Raw genomic sequence first — 19,451 nt, 5'->3', positions numbered from 1 at the left:
GCAAAATTGAAAAAAATAAACAACATCATCCATAAATTAATTGATCCATTTATGAACCCTGACAATTGGCAGAAATGGATAGAACAGATATTTATTGGCTTATTTTATATTATACTCGCGTTTATAATCATTAAAATATTGCATAAATTAATAGAAAAATTCTTCACTACTAAATATGGAACGAAGCGGGTAGGGAAGTCTAACAAACGTGCAAAAACAATGGTAAACTTATTACAGAATGTAGTTTCATACGTAGTTTGGTTTATTGTTGCTACAACTATCTTAAGTAATTTAGGGATTAGAGTAGAAAGTATCATTGCCGGAGCTGGAGTAGTCGGTTTAGCAATCGGTTTTGGTGCACAAGCATTAGTAAAAGATGTCATAACAGGATTCTTTATTATATTTGAAAATCAATTTGACGTCGGAGATTATGTAAAAATTAATACGACTGGGACAACAGTAGCAGAAGGTACTGTACAATCTATTGGTATGCGATCAACAAGAATCTTATCCTTTGAAGGAGATTTAACAATCTTACCAAATGGAACTATGAACGAAATAGTAAACTTCTCAATTCACAATGGTATGGCTATTGTAGAAATACCTGTTTCTATTAAAGAAGATCTAGATAAAGTAGAACAAAAATTAGAAGTGTTTTTACCAACTATAAAAGAAAAATATGCAATTTTTGTTAATGAACCTGAAATATTAGGAGTAGAAACTGTAACAGCAGGTGAAGCTACTATAAAAATTGCAGGAGAAACAGAACCAAACGCACATGGTACAGGTGCACGTATTTTAAGAAGAGAAATAAAATCATTCTTCGATAAAGAAGGCATACAATCACCAATACCAACTATGGTTTCATATAATCCAAATAATATTCAATAAATATCTAAAATGGAGGCTGTTTCATGATAAAATCATATGACTTAAATGATATTGTAGAAATGAAAAAACAACATGCATGTGGCGTCAATAGATTTAAAATCATAAGATTGGGAGCAGACGTTAGAATTAAATGTGAAGGTTGTTCACGTAGTATAATGTTACCAAGGCAAGAATTTGATAAAAAAATCAAAAAAATATTAGAAAAAGGACAAGGTGAATAAAATGGCATTAACAGCTGGTATCGTAGGTTTACCAAACGTTGGGAAATCTACATTATTTAACGCAATAACAAAGGCGGGAGCATTAGCGGCAAACTATCCTTTCGCTACAATTGATCCAAACGTTGGTATCGTAGAGGTGCCGGATCATCGTTTACAAGAATTAACTAAATTAGTTAAACCAAAGAAAACAGTACCAACTGCTTTTGAATTTACAGATATAGCAGGTATCGTTAAAGGTGCTTCTAAAGGTGAAGGATTAGGGAATAAATTCTTATCACACATCCGTGAAGTAGATGCTGTATGTCAAGTTGTACGTGCATTTGAAGATGAAAATGTTACGCACGTTTCAGGTAAAGTAGACCCAATCGATGACATAGAAGTTATTAATATGGAATTAGTGTTAGCTGACTTAGAGTCAGTAGAAAAACGCTATGAAAGAGTCGCGAAAATGGCGAAACAAAAAGATAAAGAAGCTGTTGCCGAAGAAAAAATATTAGCAAAAATTAAAGAAACATTAGAAAATAATGAACCAGTAAGAAGCATAGAGTTTACAGCCGAAGAAAAAACTATTTTAAAACACTTAAGCTTATTAACAGCAAAACCTATGTTATATGTAGCAAACGTAGCTGAAGATGAAGTAGCAAATCCTGAAGACAATGAATATGTGAAACAAATCAAAGAATACGCAGATAATGAAGGGTCAGAAGTTATTGTTATTTCAGCGAAAATAGAAGAAGAACTTGCAACATTAGATGATGAAGACCGTGAAATGTTCTTAGAAGATTTAGGTGTAGAAGAAGCAGGTCTAGATAAATTAATACGAGCTTCATATAACCTATTAGGATTAGCAACATACTTTACAGCAGGTGAACAAGAAGTAAGAGCATGGACATTTATAGAAGGTATGACAGCCCCACAATGTGCTGGAATTATTCATACAGACTTCGAAAGAGGATTTATTAGGGCAGAAACAGTAAGTTATGATGACTTATTAAGTAATAATGGCATGGTTGGAGCTAAAGAAGCGGGCAAAGTTAGACTTGAAGGTAAAGACTATTTAATGAAAGACGGAGACGTCGTTCACTTCAGATTTAACGTGTAAAAAATGATTGTAAAAAGTAATGCTGTGTGCTATAATTCTTGATTGTGAGTAATGAAAATTATTCCTTGCTTAATACAAAAGATATTAAGCCGCATAGACCACAAGGAGGTGTAAATTGATGAGAACATATGAAGTAATGTACGTAGTACGTCCAAATATCGAAGACGAAGCTAGAAAAGCTTTAGTTGAGCGTTTCAAAGGCGTTTTATCTTCAAACGGTTCAGAAATCATCGAAGAAAAGGATTGGGGTAAACGTCGTTTAGCTTATGAAATCCAAGACTTCGCAGAAGGTTTCTACAATATCGTTAGAATTAAGGCTGAAAATGATGAAGCAATCAATGAATTTGATCGTTTATCAAAAATCACTGGCGATATCATTCGTCACATTGTCGTACGCGAAGATGAAAAATAATTTTAATTTTTAAGATATGGGGGAGATTAAATGATTAATCGTGTTGTATTAGTCGGTCGGTTAACTAAAGATCCGGAATACAGAGTAACACCCTCAGGCGTTCAAGTTGCTACTTTTACTTTAGCTATTAATCGTACTTTTACGAATCAGCAAGGTGAAAGAGAAGCTGACTTTATCAACTGTGTCGTTTTTAGACGTCCCGCAGAGAATGTAAACAATTACTTATCTAAAGGTAGTCTTGCAGGTGTTGAAGGTCGTTTACAATCTCGTAGCTACGAGAACCAAGAAGGTCGTCGTGTTTATGTAACTGAAGTTGTTTGTGATAGCGTTCAATTCCTTGAACCTAAAGGCGCAAACCAACGTCAATCAGGTAATGATAACCAATCATACAACCAGAAAAATAATAACGAATTCCAAAACTATGGACAAGACTTTGGCGGTAACCAACAAGGCCAAAAAGCACCTTCAAATCAACAACAGTCAAATAATAATCAACAATCAAGTAACCCATTTGCAAATGCTAATGGACCAATTGATATCAGTGATGATGATTTGCCGTTCTAAACAGTTGATTTAAACGTTTATATATAAACTTAACGAGAAGGGAGGAACACAATCATGGCAGGTGGACCAAGAAGAGGTGGTCGTCGTCGTAAAAAAGTTTGCTATTTCACAGCAAATGGTATTACACATATCGACTACAAAGATACAGATTTACTTAAGAAATTTATCTCAGAAAGAGGTAAAATCTTACCACGTCGTGTAACAGGTACTTCAGCGAAATACCAACGTAAGCTTACAATAGCTATTAAACGTTCACGTCACATGGCTTTATTACCATACGTTAAAGAAGAACAATAATATTTAATGTATACAAAACCCTCTAGCAATCAGGCTAGAGGGTTTTTTTGTGTTCGGATTTATGAAAAGTATAACACTATATTTCTAATTCACTAATAATAGTCGAATTTAGAATATAATTGGTTTGGTATTTTTCGCTTAAAAATTTTATAAAATGAAGTAATTCTTTTGGTTCTATATTGCCGTTAAGAAATTGATCTTTTAATAATAAATACGTTGTTTTTTCTTCTTTATCTGAGATTTTCTTGAAGTATCCCCACATATGGTCATACGTATTTATTATAGAACCTTTAGTTGGCGTAATCTGTTTAGCATTATTTATTTCACTTTTTATTTCGTCTAAAGTGACAGGTGATTTCAACATTTCTCGAATACTTAAATAGTATTTTTGACTGTGCCACATGACTTCATATTTATGCTTAGCCCATAATAATTCACTGTTTTTATTATTTTTCATAATGATTAACCACACCTCTTTTACCTGTAATTAAATCATTCATAATAATCCTCCTAAACATTAATCAAACAGTTGCATCTTGCCGGTATCTTGTCATTTTGCCATTTATAATATAATAATTTAATATATTCTTCGTAAGCTGTGTCTCCGTATATTTTATCATTACCGTAGACGTAAATAGGAGGTAAGTTTTCATCAGAAAAATGACTACGATTTTTATCAATGATTAGTGCTAAATTTGATAAATCTTGTTTAAATGACTCTGATCTTTTTCCACCTCTACGAATATGTTCTTTATTCATCTCTTTTAACAATTGGAAAGTATCTATAATATAAGGATTACCATCATTATAAACATGTTGAACAATTGGATGGTGTATATACTTTGTGTTTCCTTCAATTAGTTCCATATGAGCTAGGCATACTCTAATAATTTGATATAGCTCCAGTATCTGTTTAGATAAGCGTCTATTGTCTAGGTATTTTGCACTGACTCCATGATTCGGACTTACTCTAAATATTTGCATATTAATCACCTAATCTATAAATACCATTTTGAGACTTTTATTTCGTGGTATTTTTAAACTAATACCACAAAATTATAACTATTCGATACCCTATAATAATGGGAAAGAAACTTAATAGTAATTTCCATAGCTATTACACAAAAATATATAAGACGGAAGGACCTCTTGTGAAAGTTGGTAAATAGGTATTTAAATAGATATCAAACCCCTCTAGTTTGGATACTAGAGGGGTTTGATATCTAAAATTTATTAAATCTCAAGTTTTCAATTACATGATTTTCACTCTTATACAATACGAGATCTGATCTGTTTTTAGTTGGTAAAATATTTTTTATTAAGTTCACTTCGTTTATATCTTCCCAAATTTCTGTAGCAATTTTGATTGCTTCTTCTTTAGGTAAATCACGGTATCTGTAGAAATGAGAATCTGGTTTTTGGAAGGCTTCTTCTTGTAGTAATAAGAAGCGATTGAGATACCATTTTTTCATGTTATCTATTGTTGAGTCTAAATAGATTTTATAGTCGATATAGTCGCTTACAAGTTCTTCTTCGTGTGGGTTCACTTGGAAAATGTTTACCCCTTCGATTATAAGGATATCGGGACAATCAACGTAATGATATTGTTCTTTAAGTCTGTCATATGTGATATGTGAATATGTGTATGTTGGTATATTTGGTTCATTTTCTTTTATTTGTTTTAAGTGATCAATAAGTATTTTTGTATCATAACTTTCAGGGAATCCTTTTTTAGAAAGTAAGTCTTTATCAATCAGTTCTTGTTTGGGCATAATATACCCATCTGTTGTGATAAGGTCGACTTTCCAATCAGGATTATATTCTTGGAGTAGGTGTAAGAGTAGTCTTGAAACGGTACTTTTACCTACTGATACGCCACCTGAGACACCAATTATAAATGGTGGTGTATTATTTTTGTTGAGTAATTTTGTATTGATGTTCTGTGAGTAGTCTTTGTGAAATTTAACTTTGTTTGTCAAAAAGTTAATTAACGGCAAATATACTTCGTCTATTTCTGTAGTAGTTAAATTATCATTTAAGCTGATGATTTCATCTAAGTTTAAATGACTGACATCCATGTTTAATTTGAAATCTGTGTTACGCCATTCTTCTTTTGTGAATTTCATAATTTTTTCCTCTACTTTAAGAATTTATCGATTTTTTTTACAGTACTCGTATAGGTTAACATAAAATTTACAAAAATTAACCTATTTATTTTTTAAATCTGCATATATAAAAAATTGAGCAATCTTCATTGCGTGTATATGCTTTTGTAATTGTTTGTATGTCGAGCTTTCTTTATTGTGTTTGATTTGTGCTTTAGATGATTTGTTGATAATAGATTCTATCGGCGGTAAAGCTTCTTCTAGCTTGATTTTATCGTAATACTCAGTTGATGTTATGACACCTTTAGAAGTTTTCAAAGCTTGTATTCTGTTAATTAAAAGCGAGTGTTGAGATGTATTTTCATCAAATTTACCGAGCATCTTTTCACAATTTGTAATAGTAGCGTTTATTGTATTTAAGGCTTCAGAGATTTCGGAAGTTGAGTAAGCCATCATAGATATCCTCGCTTTCCTTTATAGTAATTATATTTAGGAAAAACGACATAGAATAAAAATCAAGTTAAAAAGACATAAAAACAGGCTAGGACATAAATAAATGTCCCAGCCTGATTCTTTATATTGGCAGTAGCTAATTAGAATACAAATGCGCTTATATTAAGCTTTTTCATCTCTAGTCTTACGTCATTTGATTTCCTTCAATTATTCGATTTACAAGCGCTATTGTTCCGGCTCGTTGAAGGGGAGCGTGACCTGATTTTAAATTGTTGTAGAGGATAAATTTTATATTAGTACTATCTATATCATATCTGTCCAACATATTACAAAAAGGATTAAACTGATTTTTCATATCTGATGAGCATAACCTATTTTGTACATAATAGATTTCTGGAACATAGTTTTTTTGTCTAAACAAACTAGTAATAGATAACCTAATAGCATATTTCTTCTTGATTTCTTCTGTTGAATAGTCAGGAAATATAGATGTATAAAGCTTATTTACATTGGTTTGATCATATTTATCAACATAACATTGAGGATTGTTAACAATGGCTTTAGTATCTTTATGTAACGTGGCAAGATACATGGACATAAAACCTCCTGCTGATGAACCATAATAATAGGTGTTTTCAGGTTGGATACTTAGCGTATTTGCAATCATTTGGGCAATATCACTATAATCCATTAAATAATGTCTATCTTCGCTGCCAACACCCCAACCGATTCTCAAGTTATTATTATGAACAGTTCTATCATCAATAAAAATACAACTTGCATTAAAGTCTTCGTGCCATGAATGTCTCATAAAAATTGGTGGCTTACTTTTATTAGGATCGATAGCACCGTTAGAGAAAATAATTAATTGTTCGTTGTTTTCTTTTAAATTCAAATGAATATAGAAGTCGATATTGTCTTTAAGAACTTTAACAGTTTGATTATTGTTTATTATCAAGTCATTGTACTTTATGTTTTCAAAATATAATGTTTCCACTTAATGGAGCACCCCTAATCGTATTTATCTGTGTATGATTAGCTTTTAATATATCAAAGTGGAAATTTGATTTACAATAAAAGCCCATAAATTTACAAAAACTTAACATAAGTCAAAATAATTTGGTAAATTTTGGAACAAAAAACCCAGAAGATATATGTCTTCTAGGTTTTTAAAATATTATATATTGAATAACCTTTGGAAGAAACCTTTTTTCTTTGGTTCTTCTTTTGGAGATTCTTCTGATTGATTACTTTCTGCTGTAAGTGGTACAACTGTTTCATCGTTTGAAGTTTCAGAAGTAGTAGACTCTTCTTTATCATCTTTAGCTTCTTCTTTAACTTCTTCTTTTTCTGAAGACTCTTTAGCAGTTTCTGTAGTTTCTGCAGTTTCTGCTTTAACTTCTTCAGATTGATCAGATTTAGTTTCTGCTGAAGCTTGCTTATTATCGTCATCTTGTTCGTTGTTTTCTTTTGATGCTTCTGCAGCAGCTACAGTTACTTTAGAAGGTGTCTCATCTATATCTTCAGTTTTAACAGATTGAGTTGTAGTCGCTTCAACTTCTTCTTTAGGAGAAGTTTCAGTTTGAATAGTTTCTTTCTCCGCTACGTTAGTATTCTCAGTTGGCTCACTATTTTGAGTTTCTTGTGGCGCTTGTAAAGCTAAAGTTTGTTCTAATTTTTGTTGTGTAATATGTACTTGTTGTAGCATTTCGCCTAACATTTGTCTTTCTCTACGCATATGTTGTACTTCAGTTCTTAATTCATCAATTAATTGTTGAAGTTCAGGCGTTTGTTGAGTAGGTTCATCTTTCACAAGAACTTGTAAGAAATCTTTTTCTTTTTCTAAAGTTTCAAAAGCTTGATCATAACTGTTAGTTTCTTTCACCTTTTCAGCAATTTCTTGGAATAATTCAATATCTTCTTCTTGGAAATCTGTAGCTTCTCTTCCACGATATTCCGTCTTAGAAAGCTGATAACCTCTATCTTCTAAGTGCTGTACAATTTTTCTAACTTGCTTTTCGCTAAGACCAACCTTAGCTGAGAATTCTTTTGTTAACATTTCTATGCCTCATCCTTTATATAACAGTGTTTTCTATAGGTCGGGTTGTCTGCCTACAGACAACCGTCACGCTTCCCTTAATACATTACATGTATTTGTGATAAAGTTCAAGTATTAGTTAAATAATTCGTTATATCCCAATAAGAAATATGCTACTATTTAGGAAAATAGAATAATAAACAATAAATTGGAGCTGTTGTCGATGTCAAAAAATGCAGAGAAAAAAGCTTTTAAACCAATTTGGATTATCATTAGTTTTATTTTACTAATCACAATATTATTATTACCAACACCTAACGATTTACCTATTATGGCTAAGTGCGCACTGGCAATATTAGCTTTTGCCGTCATTATGTGGGTTACAGAAGCTGTTACATATCCAGTATCAGCTGTAATGATTGTTGGTCTTATTGTATTATTAACTGGTTTTAGTCCAGTTCAAGATTTAGCTGATTCATTAGGTAATCCCGCGGTGGATGGTAAAGCTGTTGAAGGAGATGCTTTATTAGGAACGAGTAATGCTTTAAAAATGGCCTTAAGCGGATTTTCAGGATCAGCAGTTGCGCTTGTTGCTGCAGCGCTTTTTCTCGCAACAGCCATGCAAGTGACAAACTTGCATAAACGTTTAGCATTGCAAGTTCTGTCAGTTGTAGGAAATAAGACTAATAGAATTGTTATTGGAGCTATAGTTGTTTCAATAATATTGGCATTCTTTGTTCCTTCAGCTACTGCACGAGCAGGCGCAGTCGTACCTATACTATTAGGTATGATTGCAGCGTTCAATACGTCTAAAAACAGTAAGCTAGCTGCTTTACTGATTATAACGGCAGTCCACTCAGTATCAATATGGAATATTGGTATAAAGACTGCAGCAGCACAGAATATAGTCGCAATCGGATTTATTAATAAATCTATGGGGCAAGATATATCATGGGGCGAATGGTTCTTATATGCAGCACCATGGTCTATTATAATGTCAGTTGTCTTATACTTTGTGATGATTACAATTATTAAACCTGAAGAAAAGGAAATCGAAGGCGGGACAGAATTAGTTAAAAAACAATTAAAAGAACTAGGTCCTATTTCAGCAAGAGAATGGCGACTCATCACTATTTCCGTTTTATTACTATTATTCTGGTCTACAGAAAAATTACTGCATCCTATAGACTCATCTTCCATTACAATCATCGCTTTAGCAATAATGCTTACACCTAAAATAGGAGTATTTACTTGGGAAGATGTCGAAAAGAAAATCCCTTGGGGAACTGTTATTGTATTTGGTATAGGAATATCTTTAGGAACTGTTTTATTAGAAACAACAGCAGCACAATGGTTAAGTGATAAAACATTCGGTTTGATGGGATTAAATCATATGCCTTTAATTGCAATCATTGCTTTAATATCACTATTTAATATTCTTATACATCTAGGGTTTGCGAGTGCAACGAGTCTTTCTTCAGCACTGATTCCTGTATTTATCGCTTTAACACAAACGCTAGATTTAGGAGATCAGTCGATTGGTTTCGTATTAATCCAGCAATTTGTTATTAGTTTTGGTTTCTTATTACCAGTGAGTTCACCACAAAATATGCTCGCATATGGTACAGAGACATTCACAGTAAAAGATTTTATTAAAACAGGTGTACCAATTACCGTCATCGGTTATATATTAATAGTTATAATGAGTATGACTTATTGGAAATGGATAGGAATACTTTAAAATAAAAAGCATCTCACTTAACTGATTATTTCAGTTTGAAAGTGAGATGCTTATTTTTTATAAAATCGTGACAATTACACATTTTAGTTCCTAAAAATGACTATCTATTGATTTTAATATGTTCATCCTATAATAATTGTCCGATGAATACTGCGATAATAATAATTGGTAAAACAAATCTAACTAAGAAATACCAAGTGTTAACGAAGAGTCGTCCTTTTTTACTATCTTGCATATTCAACTCTTTCATAATAGTAGTTTTATCAAAAATGTGACCAACAAATATTGTGACACCGAAAGCTCCGATAGGCATTAAAATGTTAGCTACTAAATAATCCATGTTATCAAAGAATGTACCGACACCAAATGTTAAGTTTTGCAACAATCCATTTGATAAAGCGGAAGGTATCCCAAAAATAAACACAAGCCCGCCAATAATATAAGCCCATTTCTTTCTATAATCATTATTGTTTTTTGTGATGTTTGATATATTTAATTCGAGCAATGATATTGATGATGTAATTGCTGCGAACAAGAACAATAATAAGAATAATAAATAGAATAATGAACCTAAAAACATTTGATCAAAAACTTGTGGTAATATGATGAACAATAATCCAGGACCTTGGTTGGGTTCTAGACCAAAAGCAAAAATAGCTGGGAATATTGCTAGTCCTGCTGCTATTGATACACCGATGTTCATCCATACAATTGCATTAGCACTTTTAACGATATTCGTTTTTCTGTCTAAGTATGAAGCGTATGTCATCATTCCGCATGTACCTAGTGATAAGGCAAAGAAGGATTGACCAAGAGCATATAACACACCTTCAGAGCTTAAATCAGCTATTTTAGGAGTAAGGAAATATTGGATACCCTCTAAAGCGCCGTCTAAAGTTACAGATCGAATGATAATGATTAAAAATGATAAAAACAATAGTGGCATCATGATTTTTGATGCTTTTTCTATGCCTTTTTCTACGCCTTTACTAACAATAATAACGGTGATAAATATAAACGCAAATTGACTTGCTAATGCGAAGAGTGGATTTGAAATATAATCATTAAAGATATTTCCGTATTCGTTGGAATGCGTTAAACCAACGCTATCCAATAACGTCCTAATAATATATAAAATAATCCAACCGCCGATAACACTATAGAAAGAAAATAATACAAACACGGTTAAATTACCAAGCCAACCGATTAAATTGAAAGAAGACTTACCAGAAACTTTCTTGAATATATTTGTTGAGTAAGTCTTTCCATATCGTCCTAATATAAACTCACTTAATAGTAGTGGTAAACCAACTAGTAGTGTAAATATGATGAAGATGAATAAAAATGCACCTCCGCCATAAGTTCCAGCCATGTATGGGAATTTCCATACAGCACCTAATCCAATAGCTGATCCCGCACTTGCTAATATAAATCCAATATTAGAAGACCATTGTGATAAATTTTTCATAATAAACCTTCCTTTATATATAAAATGCTTTAAAGCGTTAAAGCGTTCATGTAAAAAAGTCTTAGCGCAATAAATTCTACACTCTATTAAGTAATAAAGCAATATAAAAAATACCCTAAAAATTAGAATTTTATCTAACTTTTAGGGTTTGATTTGAATTAATATCTCATTAATGATGTTTTTATTTAAGAAGACTAGTCCATATTTAAATAATTTAACAATTATTTCCCAACTGTACCATCACTTTCGTCGTTCCATGCTATGATACTTTCTACAGGTAATCTACTTGACTCATGCGGAGCTTTAGCGCCTTTACCGATAGCAAGTAAATGAGCAGGTACATATCGTGAAGTATCGATATTTAAAGCTTCAAGTAAAGCCGTTTTGTCGAAACCACCAATAGGGTTAGTATCATAACCATGATCAGTAGCGATAAGCATAAGTTGCATAGAAGCTAGGTTTACATCCATTAAACCTTGTTCTTTGAAGTAGCTTTCATCTGCACCGCTTATTAAATTAGAAATTGTTTCAATGAAATAATCTTTAGAGTTTTCATCCATGTATCCAAGTTCTACGTTTTTCTCATAAATTTCACTAACGTAATCAGCATGTTTTAAGTCAGCTAATATGAGAATAATAGCACTTGAAGAGTGAAGTTGTCTTTGGTTGAATTGTACAAGGCTATCTAATTTTTGTTTAGTTTCTTCTGAATCTATAATAACAAATCTCCAAGGTTGTAAATTGATTGATGAAGGTGCTTCTGTAGCAAGCTCAATCATTTCTTCAATTTCTTCTCTAGGTATTTTAAAGTTAGGGTCGAATTCCTTAACTGATTTTCTTTTCTTTATAATTTCTGTCAATGTAAGTTTTGATTGTGACATTTTGATACTCCTTTTAGTAAGATGACATTATAATGAACTAAATAATGACAAAAATAAAGCAATCAGCTTATGGTTATTTTGAAAGGGGTAATGATATGAATAGAACTATCTTATTGAATGAATTAGGCGTGTCAGAACCAATATTTCTAGCAGGAATGGCTGGTGGTGTAACGACACCTAAGCTGGTTTCTGAAGTTTGTAACGCAGGTGGATTAGGTCAAATAGGGGCAGGTTATATGAATCCAGAATCATTATCAGACGATATTGATAAGGTACGAAAAATGACTGATAAACCGTTTGGCGTGAATTTATTTATCCCAGAATTTCCTGAAATTAATCAAGACAAAGTTGATCGAATGAATGCAATATTGAAACCAATAGAAGAAGAACTTCAATATGAACCAATTAAAGAAGTAAAGATTACAAATCAATTCGACGAAATGATAGATGTCATTATTGATAAAGAAGTAAAAGTTGCGAGTTTTACATTTGGCAAACCAACAGAAGCGCTTGTCAGCAAGTTGCACAGGCATAACATATTAGTATTAGGAACAGCCACTGAGTTGGAGGAAGCACTAGATTTAGTGAAGGTTGGTGTAGATGGAATTGTTTTACAAGGAAAGGAAGCAGGCGGGCATAGAGGCTCCTTTAAACAGTCATTACCAGATGACCTGCTTACAACAGAGCAATTATTTAATCTTGCAAAGGAATCTATAGATTTACCTCTAATAGTAGCAGGTGGAATAACAAACCCTGAACGTTCACAATTTTTCCTTCAAAAAGGCGCTACGGCTGTACAGTTAGGTACAGCATTTTTAACAACAGAAGAAAGCGGAGTGCCTAACATCCATAAAGAGAGTATATTGCGAGCTACTACTAAAGATATTGTTTTAACAAATACTTTTAGTGGTCGCTATGCTAATGGAATAAGAAATGCTTATATTGTCTATGCTGAAACATTTGAAAGAGCGATTTGTCCTTATCCAATTCAAAATATATTAACACAGCCTATGAGAGGGAAGTCTAAAAAAGAAGACAATCATGATTATATGAATTTGTGGTGTGGTAAAAATCCCGAGGGAGCTAAGAGAGAAAAAGCTCAAGACCTTATAAAGAGATATACAGAAAAATAAAAATCAGGGAGCGGGAAAGGCATCTCATTTTGTTAAAAAGATTTTGTATCCCCACCCCGGCAAGGATGACTAGATATGAAAAAAGCTTGATATAATCGTGTTTTCATACCAGTCAGCTACTGCCAATATGATAAAACAGGCTGAGACATTTATTTATGTCGCAGCCTGTAATTTTATAACCCCATTGAATCTAATAGTTCATATACAAATTCCCTGTCATTTTCGTTACCGTGTATATATTTATTAATATAACATGAACGTATACTTGGCATAATAACGTCTTTTTGAAGCGGTAAGTATTGTTTAACAAATAAATTGATTGGTGAAGGTGGTGAAGATTTTTGAGGATTTGGTTGAATATATGATATGTTTTGCAAAATTTCATAACCATGTCTATTGAAAAAGTTTTTGCGCATAATAGCTTGTTCTTTTCCTTCTTCAGAATCATATGATTCTTCACCGAATGACTCAAGCATAATCATGTTAGCATCTCTACCATGTACTTCTTGACCACACTTGTGTAATTCTTCTTCGATTTTTTCTAAAGTTTGTGCACCTACACGTCGATTTCGGTGTTCTGGGTGGGTCATTAAATAATTAATGAATGCAGAGTTAGTAGTTGATTCATAATGACCAGTTGATAGGCTAACAACCATATCATCTTTAAGACCAACTAAAAATATATAATGATTTTTGATATATTCAGATGTTAATGAATGTATGAACACATGACGATCTTCTCTGATTTCTACTTTGAAAATTCCCTCATACATATCTAATGCTTTTTTAAACAATGGATCATCTATTGATGTGACAACTTCAAAATTCATGTTAATAAACCCCTCGACTCAAGATTTAGTCATATTATAACATATCACACTAAAAATGCTTATACAGTGTATTCTTATATTTTATATACGTAAAGTAGAGCCCGGGACAATTATTTATGCCCCGGACCCTTTTAATATTAATGATGTTTTATTGTTTATCATCATCAGTAGGATTATTAATATCTGCTTCTTCTCGTCTTACATTTTCTGAAACGTGTTCTGTGTCTTGTACTTTGTTTTTCTTGATTACAATTTCTTCAGACACTACGTTTTCTTTATCAACATTCACACGTTCTTCATGTAATGGTACGTGAATAGAATCATCCTCGTTTGATTCAAAGTCGCTATCTACTTTTTCATTTACTGGTCGACGCTCGATAGTAACTTCTTCTTTTTCTACAGGTACATCGAACTCTTCAGTTTCCTCAACTACATGTTTATCAACTGAAGCTTCACCAGTTTCAACGTTTTCTTTGTCGACGTTCACTCGCTCTTCATGTAGTCTAACAGCTTCTTCATCATCTGCCGTAGTATTTGTACTATCAGCAGCGTTTCTGTTTTCATTAGAAGTTAAGTCAGACTGTCGTGTTAAATCGTCATTAGCGTCTTGAGCATTTAAATTTTCTCTTTCATCATTTAAAGATGAACGCTCAGTTTCAACACTATCATCGTGAACTCTAGTGAACTCTGATTCATCTTCACGTGTTAAATCTCTTTGATCTTTTACATTATCAGCTTCACCATATGGTGGTTTTGAATCATTATTATTACGATTTTTAAGTTCTTCTAAATCTCTTTCGTTATCACTAGATAATGTTTCATTTTCATTTTGCTCTGATTGGTTTGCTGCATAACCTGCTGCACCTAAACCAGTAGTGCCCGCAAGAGTAGAAGCTGTAGAATGATCATCAACATCATCATGTGCTTCATTTTCTTCATCTATGCTGTTACCATAGCGATTGGTATCTTTATCATCTTGTAAATCGTCTGATTCATTGTTTACATCTTTTGATGAATTTGCAGAAGCAGCTCTAGCTCCGATACCGGCACCTGTTCCAGCTGAAACACCGCTATTACTATCTTCTTTTGAGAAAGGTTTAGTGTCATCGTAATGTTCGTTGCCTAATTGTGAATCTTTCGGATGGCTAGAATCAAAGTTCTCAGTTTCTTCAGTATTATCATTGTCGATATACAATAATATTTTTCCATCATTTAGAGCATTTTTATACTCATCTACATTTTCGTCAGGGACATTGATACCTGTAAGTACTCTTTCTTCTGCGCTTTCACCTGAGAATAATGCAGTGAGTTTATCACTAAATGATCCTCGAGAATTCTTTACTTTTACGTCTGTATATTCTAGTGAGTTATCTTCTAATCGATTTTCAGTTATAACTTGTAAGTCACGTTCTCCTAATCCATCTGCTTTCAATTGGTCTATTCGTTGTAGTAATTCACTTTCTGTATTAAACTTTTCGATTTTACCCATACTTAAAACCTCCATAAATTTTGTAATGTGCAAAAACCATCAATCAGTGAATACTCTTATGATGTTTATAGATTAATTTAATATTGTTTTCATAAATACAATATAATTCACAAATACCCTTCTATGAGATAATCAAACAAAACAGGGTAAAAATTCTCATTATTTTAATTATTCTGTCTATTTAAAATGTGTTTAAATCCCGTGATAATAAGGTTTTTCCTATTGTAAAAATACTGATATTTTGTTATTATCAATGAATAATTTATTACTAAAAACTCATATAATCTGAAGAATATGGCTTTAGAAGTTTCTACCGCATTGCCTTAAACGATGCGACTATGAGTAAACGAATAACTCTGGAACCAGACTATCAATTTTGTGTGGTTTTATATTATTTTTTACTCATCTTACCTATATTTTAGGATTAAGGTGTGTTTTTTTTAATCTAAATGAGGAGGCGAGTAGTGTGAGGACACTACAGAATAGGGTTAAAGAAGATGGTGTAGTTATTGATGAAAAGATACTTAAAGTTGATTCATTTTTAAATCACCAAATTGATGCAAAACTTATATACGAAGTAGGACAAGCAATTGTCGATCATTTTAAAGAGAAAAAAATAACAAAAGTGTTAACGATTGAAGCTTCAGGTATTGCGCCAGCTATTATGGCTTCTCTACATTTAGATGTGCCTTGTTTATTTGCCAAAAAAGCAAAACCTTCTACAATGACAAATGAATTTTATCACACAGATATTCATTCGTTCACAAAGAATACAACAAGTACAGTTGTTATTTCGAAACAATTTTTAGATGAAGATGATCATGTATTGATTATTGATGACTTTCTAGCGAATGGTGAAGCATCATTAGGCTTACACCGATTAGTTCAATCTGCAAATGCAACTACTACTGGAGTTGGAATTGTAATAGAAAAGAGTTTTCAACCGGGAAGAGAAAAATTACAATCAGAAGGATTAGACGTCTTATCATTGTGCCAAGTTGCATCTTTAGCAGGTAACAAAGTCAAATTGGTGGACGAATAAGATGAGAAATTTCATACTAAGTGTCCAACATTTATTAGCAATGTACGCTGGCGCAATTATGGTGCCTATTATTGTAGGTTCAGCATTAGATTTCACGCCCGAAGAAGTAGCGTATTTAGTAGCAATAGACATATTTATGTGTGGTGTAGCAACATTTCTACAAGTATATAAAGGAATTGGTATTGGACTGCCGGTCGTCTTAGGTTGTACATTTACCGCTGTTGCACCCATGATACTTGTCGGAAACACACACGGAATTAGTGTGTTATATGGTTCAATATTCTTATCAGGTATTATTGTTATTATAATGTCTCCATTCTTTTCATATTTAGTAAAATTATTCCCACCAGTTGTTACGGGTAGTGTTGTAACGATTATAGGAATAACACTTATGCCTGTTGCAATGAATTACTTAGCTGGCGGGGAAGGCGAAAAAAACTATGGAGATAGTAAAAATATATTTTTAGGTGTATTCACACTCGTTATCATTTTACTGATTCAACGATTGTCTAAAGGATTTATTAAATCAATTGCTATTTTATTAGGTTTATTAATCGGAACAGCAGTTGCATCATTTTACGGATTGGTAGATACTTCAGAGTTACATAAGTCAAATTGGTTAGAACTACCACGTCCATTTAGATTTAGTGGTTTCGAATTTGAGTTTGGAACAACAATAGTCTTTGTCATTATCGCAATCGTCAGTTTGATTGAATCCACAGGTGTGTATCATGCACTTAGTGAAATTACAAAACAACCTATTTCTAGAAAAGATTTATCTAAAGGTTATCGTGCAGAAGGTATAGCTATTGTAATAGGTGCTATATTTAACGCGTTTCCATATACAGCCTACTCTCAAAACGTTGGCTTAGTTTCTCTATCTGGAGCTAAGAAGAATCAAATCATGTATATGATGGTTGCACTACTCATTATATGTGGTTCTATTCCAAAGTTAGGTGCGTTAGCAAGTATGATTCCTTTCCCAGTGTTAGGTGGTGCAATGATCGCAATGTTTGGAATGGTTATGGCATACGGCGTGAAAATGCTAGGTGGCATAGATTTCAACAAACAGAACAATTTACTTGTGATTGCAGTATCAGTTGGGATAGGCGCAGGTATTACTGCAGTACCACAGGCATTAGAAACATTCGGTGAACAATATGCATGGTTAACTCAAAATGGTATTGTTTTAGGGACATTTGCAGCTATTATATTAAATTTATGTTTTAATGGGTTAAACAATCAACAAACCAGTGAAAATATGAAATAATGAAAATGAAAATAAATTAATGGAGGTTATATTCATGTGGGAAAATAAATTTCAAAAAGAAGGATTAACGTTTGATGATGTATTACTTGTACCAGCTAAGTCAGAAATATTACCTAGTGATGTTGATTTAAGTGTGAAATTATCTAAGAACATTAAATTGAACATTCCAATTATTTCAGCAGGTATGGATACAGTAACTGAAGCTAAAATGGCTATAGCTATGGCTAGACAAGGTGGTTTAGGTGTTGTTCATAAAAATATGTCTATTGAACAACAAGCTGATGAAGTTCAAAAAGTTAAGCGCTCAGAAAATGGTGTTATTACAAATCCATTTTACTTAACACCTGAAGAGCAAGTATATGCAGCTGAAGCATTAATGAGTAAATATCGTATTTCTGGTGTACCTATTGTAAATAACGAACAAGATATGAAACTTGTTGGTATCCTTACGAATCGTGATTTAAGATTTATAGAGAATTTCTCAATTAAAATTTCAGACGTTATGACAAAAGAAGATTTAATTACAGCTCCAGTAGATACAAACTTAGAACAAGCAGGAGAAATCTTACAAAAATATAAAATAGAAAAACTTCCATTAATTTCTGAAGAAGGTAGTCTAAAAGGCTTAATTACAATTAAAGATATCGAGAAAGTGATTGAGTTCCCATATGCTGCAAAAGATAGTGCAGGTCGTTTATTAGTAGCAGCAGCGTTAGGTATTGCTAAAGATACACCTATACGTGCACAAAAACTAGTCGAAGCGGGAGCAGATGCTTTAGTTATAGATACAGCGCACGGACACTCTAAAGGTGTATTAGAAGTTGTTAAAAACATAAGTGAAACATATCCTGATGTAACGATTATAGCAGGTAATGTAGCAACTCAAGAAGGTACTAAGGCATTGTATGAAGCGGGAGCAGACGTTGTTAAAGTTGGAATTGGACCAGGTTCAATTTGTACGACACGTGTTGTAGCTGGTGTAGGTGTTCCTCAAATTACAGCTATTTATGAATGTGCTACTGAAGCACGTAAACATGGTAAAGCTATCATTGCAGATGGCGGTATTAAGTTCTCAGGAGACATTGCTAAAGCATTAGCAGCAGGCGGTAACGCAGTAATGCTAGGTAGTCTTCTTGCAGGTACTGAAGAAAGCCCAGGACAAACTGAAATCTTCCAAGGTCGTCAATATAAAGTATATCGTGGTATGGGATCACTTGGTGCTATGGAACAAGGTTCTAAAGACCGTTACTTCCAAGAAGATACTACAGCTAAAAAATTCGTTCCAGAAGGTATTGAAGGTAGAATTGATTTCAAAGGACCTTTACAAGATACAATTTATCAACTAACTGGAGGTATTAAGAGCGGAATGGGTTATACTGGTTCTGCTAACTTAGAAGAACTAAGAGAAGAAGCTCAGTTTATTAGAATGACTGGCGCAGGACTTAAAGAATCACATCCACATGATGTTCATATAACTAAAGAAGCACCAAACTATTCATTTTAATTAAAGGAGC

General features: G+C 32.9%; 21 protein-coding genes and 1 riboswitch. Of the genes, 11 read left to right on the top strand and 10 right to left on the bottom strand.

The features are described from left to right. Window positions 1–6: 6 nt before the first annotated feature. From LQ688_RS08655 to rpsR, 6 genes are all read left to right on the top strand, one after another. Complete coding sequence (locus LQ688_RS08655; RefSeq protein WP_016999200.1) at window positions 7–891, top strand: mechanosensitive ion channel family protein; 885 nt, start codon at window positions 7–9, stop codon at window positions 889–891. 23 nt (window positions 892–914) lie between these two features. Then, complete coding sequence (locus tag LQ688_RS08650) at window positions 915–1,112, top strand: DUF951 domain-containing protein (protein WP_016999201.1); 198 nt, start codon at window positions 915–917, stop codon at window positions 1,110–1,112. Window position 1,113: 1 nt separating this feature from the next. Next, window positions 1,114–2,214 carry a redox-regulated ATPase YchF gene (gene ychF, locus LQ688_RS08645; protein ID WP_016999202.1) on the top strand — a complete coding sequence of 367 codons (1,101 nt, stop codon included), beginning with the start codon at window positions 1,114–1,116 and terminating at the stop codon, window positions 2,212–2,214. A 118-nt stretch (window positions 2,215–2,332) separates the two neighbouring features. Further along, on the top strand, window positions 2,333–2,626 hold the full coding sequence (gene rpsF, locus LQ688_RS08640) for a 30S ribosomal protein S6 (protein WP_016999203.1): 294 nt from the start codon (window positions 2,333–2,335) through the stop codon (window positions 2,624–2,626). Window positions 2,627–2,656: 30 nt separating this feature from the next. Beyond that, window positions 2,657–3,190 (top strand): single-stranded DNA-binding protein, encoded by a 534-nt coding sequence (ssb, locus tag LQ688_RS08635; RefSeq protein WP_016999204.1) that lies wholly within the window; start codon window positions 2,657–2,659, stop codon window positions 3,188–3,190. Window positions 3,191–3,244: 54 nt separating this feature from the next. Further along, entirely contained in the window at window positions 3,245–3,487 is a 243-nt protein-coding gene (gene rpsR / locus LQ688_RS08630; protein ID WP_239705249.1) for a 30S ribosomal protein S18, read from the top strand. 76 nt (window positions 3,488–3,563) lie between these two features. Here the strand turns inward: rpsR and LQ688_RS08625 are convergent, their stop codons facing one another. The 6 genes from LQ688_RS08625 to LQ688_RS08600 form a co-directional block, all read right to left on the bottom strand. Beyond that, window positions 3,564–3,944 carry a DUF1722 domain-containing protein gene (locus tag LQ688_RS08625; protein ID WP_239705248.1) on the bottom strand — a complete coding sequence of 127 codons (381 nt, stop codon included), beginning with the start codon at window positions 3,942–3,944 and terminating at the stop codon, window positions 3,564–3,566. 53 nt (window positions 3,945–3,997) lie between these two features. Next, entirely contained in the window at window positions 3,998–4,471 is a 474-nt protein-coding gene (locus tag LQ688_RS08620; protein WP_218729226.1) for a pyrimidine dimer DNA glycosylase/endonuclease V, read from the bottom strand. A gap of 239 nt (window positions 4,472–4,710) precedes the next feature. After that, complete coding sequence (gene coaA / locus LQ688_RS08615) at window positions 4,711–5,613, bottom strand: type I pantothenate kinase (RefSeq protein WP_016999210.1); 903 nt, start codon at window positions 5,611–5,613, stop codon at window positions 4,711–4,713. A gap of 81 nt (window positions 5,614–5,694) precedes the next feature. After that, window positions 5,695–6,045 (bottom strand): hypothetical protein, encoded by a 351-nt coding sequence (locus LQ688_RS08610; RefSeq protein WP_218729227.1) that lies wholly within the window; start codon window positions 6,043–6,045, stop codon window positions 5,695–5,697. A 184-nt stretch (window positions 6,046–6,229) separates the two neighbouring features. Next, entirely contained in the window at window positions 6,230–7,042 is an 813-nt protein-coding gene (locus LQ688_RS08605; RefSeq protein ID WP_239705247.1) for an alpha/beta hydrolase, read from the bottom strand. 180 nt (window positions 7,043–7,222) lie between these two features. Next, on the bottom strand, window positions 7,223–8,104 hold the full coding sequence (locus tag LQ688_RS08600) for a hypothetical protein (protein ID WP_239705246.1): 882 nt from the start codon (window positions 8,102–8,104) through the stop codon (window positions 7,223–7,225). 202 nt (window positions 8,105–8,306) lie between these two features. Between LQ688_RS08600 and LQ688_RS08595 the strand changes: the two genes are divergently transcribed. After that, window positions 8,307–9,824, top strand: coding sequence for an SLC13 family permease (locus LQ688_RS08595; protein ID WP_218729230.1), 1,518 nt, complete (start codon window positions 8,307–8,309; stop codon window positions 9,822–9,824). 127 nt (window positions 9,825–9,951) lie between these two features. On the opposite strand, the gene LQ688_RS08590 is transcribed toward LQ688_RS08595, so the two are convergent. Further along, on the bottom strand, window positions 9,952–11,292 hold the full coding sequence (locus LQ688_RS08590; protein ID WP_016999215.1) for a sodium-dependent transporter: 1,341 nt from the start codon (window positions 11,290–11,292) through the stop codon (window positions 9,952–9,954). Between the two features lie 221 nt (window positions 11,293–11,513). Beyond that, window positions 11,514–12,173: a nitroreductase family protein gene (locus LQ688_RS08585; RefSeq protein WP_070044836.1), complete on the bottom strand. Its 660-nt coding sequence runs from the start codon at window positions 12,171–12,173 to the stop codon at window positions 11,514–11,516. A 95-nt stretch (window positions 12,174–12,268) separates the two neighbouring features. On the opposite strand from LQ688_RS08585, the gene LQ688_RS08580 reads away from it, so the two are divergent. After that, window positions 12,269–13,306, top strand: coding sequence for an NAD(P)H-dependent flavin oxidoreductase (locus tag LQ688_RS08580; protein ID WP_239703891.1), 1,038 nt, complete (start codon window positions 12,269–12,271; stop codon window positions 13,304–13,306). 173 nt (window positions 13,307–13,479) lie between these two features. On the opposite strand, the gene LQ688_RS08575 is transcribed toward LQ688_RS08580, so the two are convergent. Then, complete coding sequence (locus LQ688_RS08575) at window positions 13,480–14,136, bottom strand: GNAT family N-acetyltransferase (RefSeq protein WP_239705244.1); 657 nt, start codon at window positions 14,134–14,136, stop codon at window positions 13,480–13,482. Window positions 14,137–14,284: 148 nt separating this feature from the next. Beyond that, complete coding sequence (locus LQ688_RS08570) at window positions 14,285–15,625, bottom strand: YsnF/AvaK domain-containing protein (RefSeq protein WP_239703892.1); 1,341 nt, start codon at window positions 15,623–15,625, stop codon at window positions 14,285–14,287. 256 nt (window positions 15,626–15,881) lie between these two features. Further along, a riboswitch (purine riboswitch) is annotated at window positions 15,882–15,984 on the top strand. 107 nt (window positions 15,985–16,091) lie between these two features. On the opposite strand from LQ688_RS08570, the gene xpt reads away from it, so the two are divergent. Genes xpt through guaB form a run of 3 tightly spaced genes read left to right on the top strand, consistent with a single transcriptional unit; the run spans window position 16,092 to window position 19,441 of the window. After that, window positions 16,092–16,667, top strand: coding sequence for a xanthine phosphoribosyltransferase (gene xpt / locus LQ688_RS08565; RefSeq protein ID WP_239705241.1), 576 nt, complete (start codon window positions 16,092–16,094; stop codon window positions 16,665–16,667). Between the two features lies 1 nt (window position 16,668). Then, window positions 16,669–17,937 (top strand): nucleobase:cation symporter-2 family protein, encoded by a 1,269-nt coding sequence (locus tag LQ688_RS08560; protein WP_064204283.1) that lies wholly within the window; start codon window positions 16,669–16,671, stop codon window positions 17,935–17,937. A 34-nt stretch (window positions 17,938–17,971) separates the two neighbouring features. Continuing rightward, the gene (gene guaB / locus LQ688_RS08555; protein WP_239703893.1) at window positions 17,972–19,441 is read left to right on the top strand and encodes an IMP dehydrogenase; all 1,470 of its coding nucleotides are present in this window, start codon (window positions 17,972–17,974) and stop codon (window positions 19,439–19,441) included. The last annotated feature ends 10 nt before the right edge of the window (window positions 19,442–19,451 follow it).

Origin of the sequence: Mammaliicoccus sp. J-M40, from assembly GCF_022386395.1 — a bacterium.
In the GTDB taxonomy this organism is placed as follows: domain Bacteria; phylum Bacillota; class Bacilli; order Staphylococcales; family Staphylococcaceae; genus Mammaliicoccus; species Mammaliicoccus lentus.
This window is presented reverse-complemented; position numbering and strand designations above follow the sequence as displayed.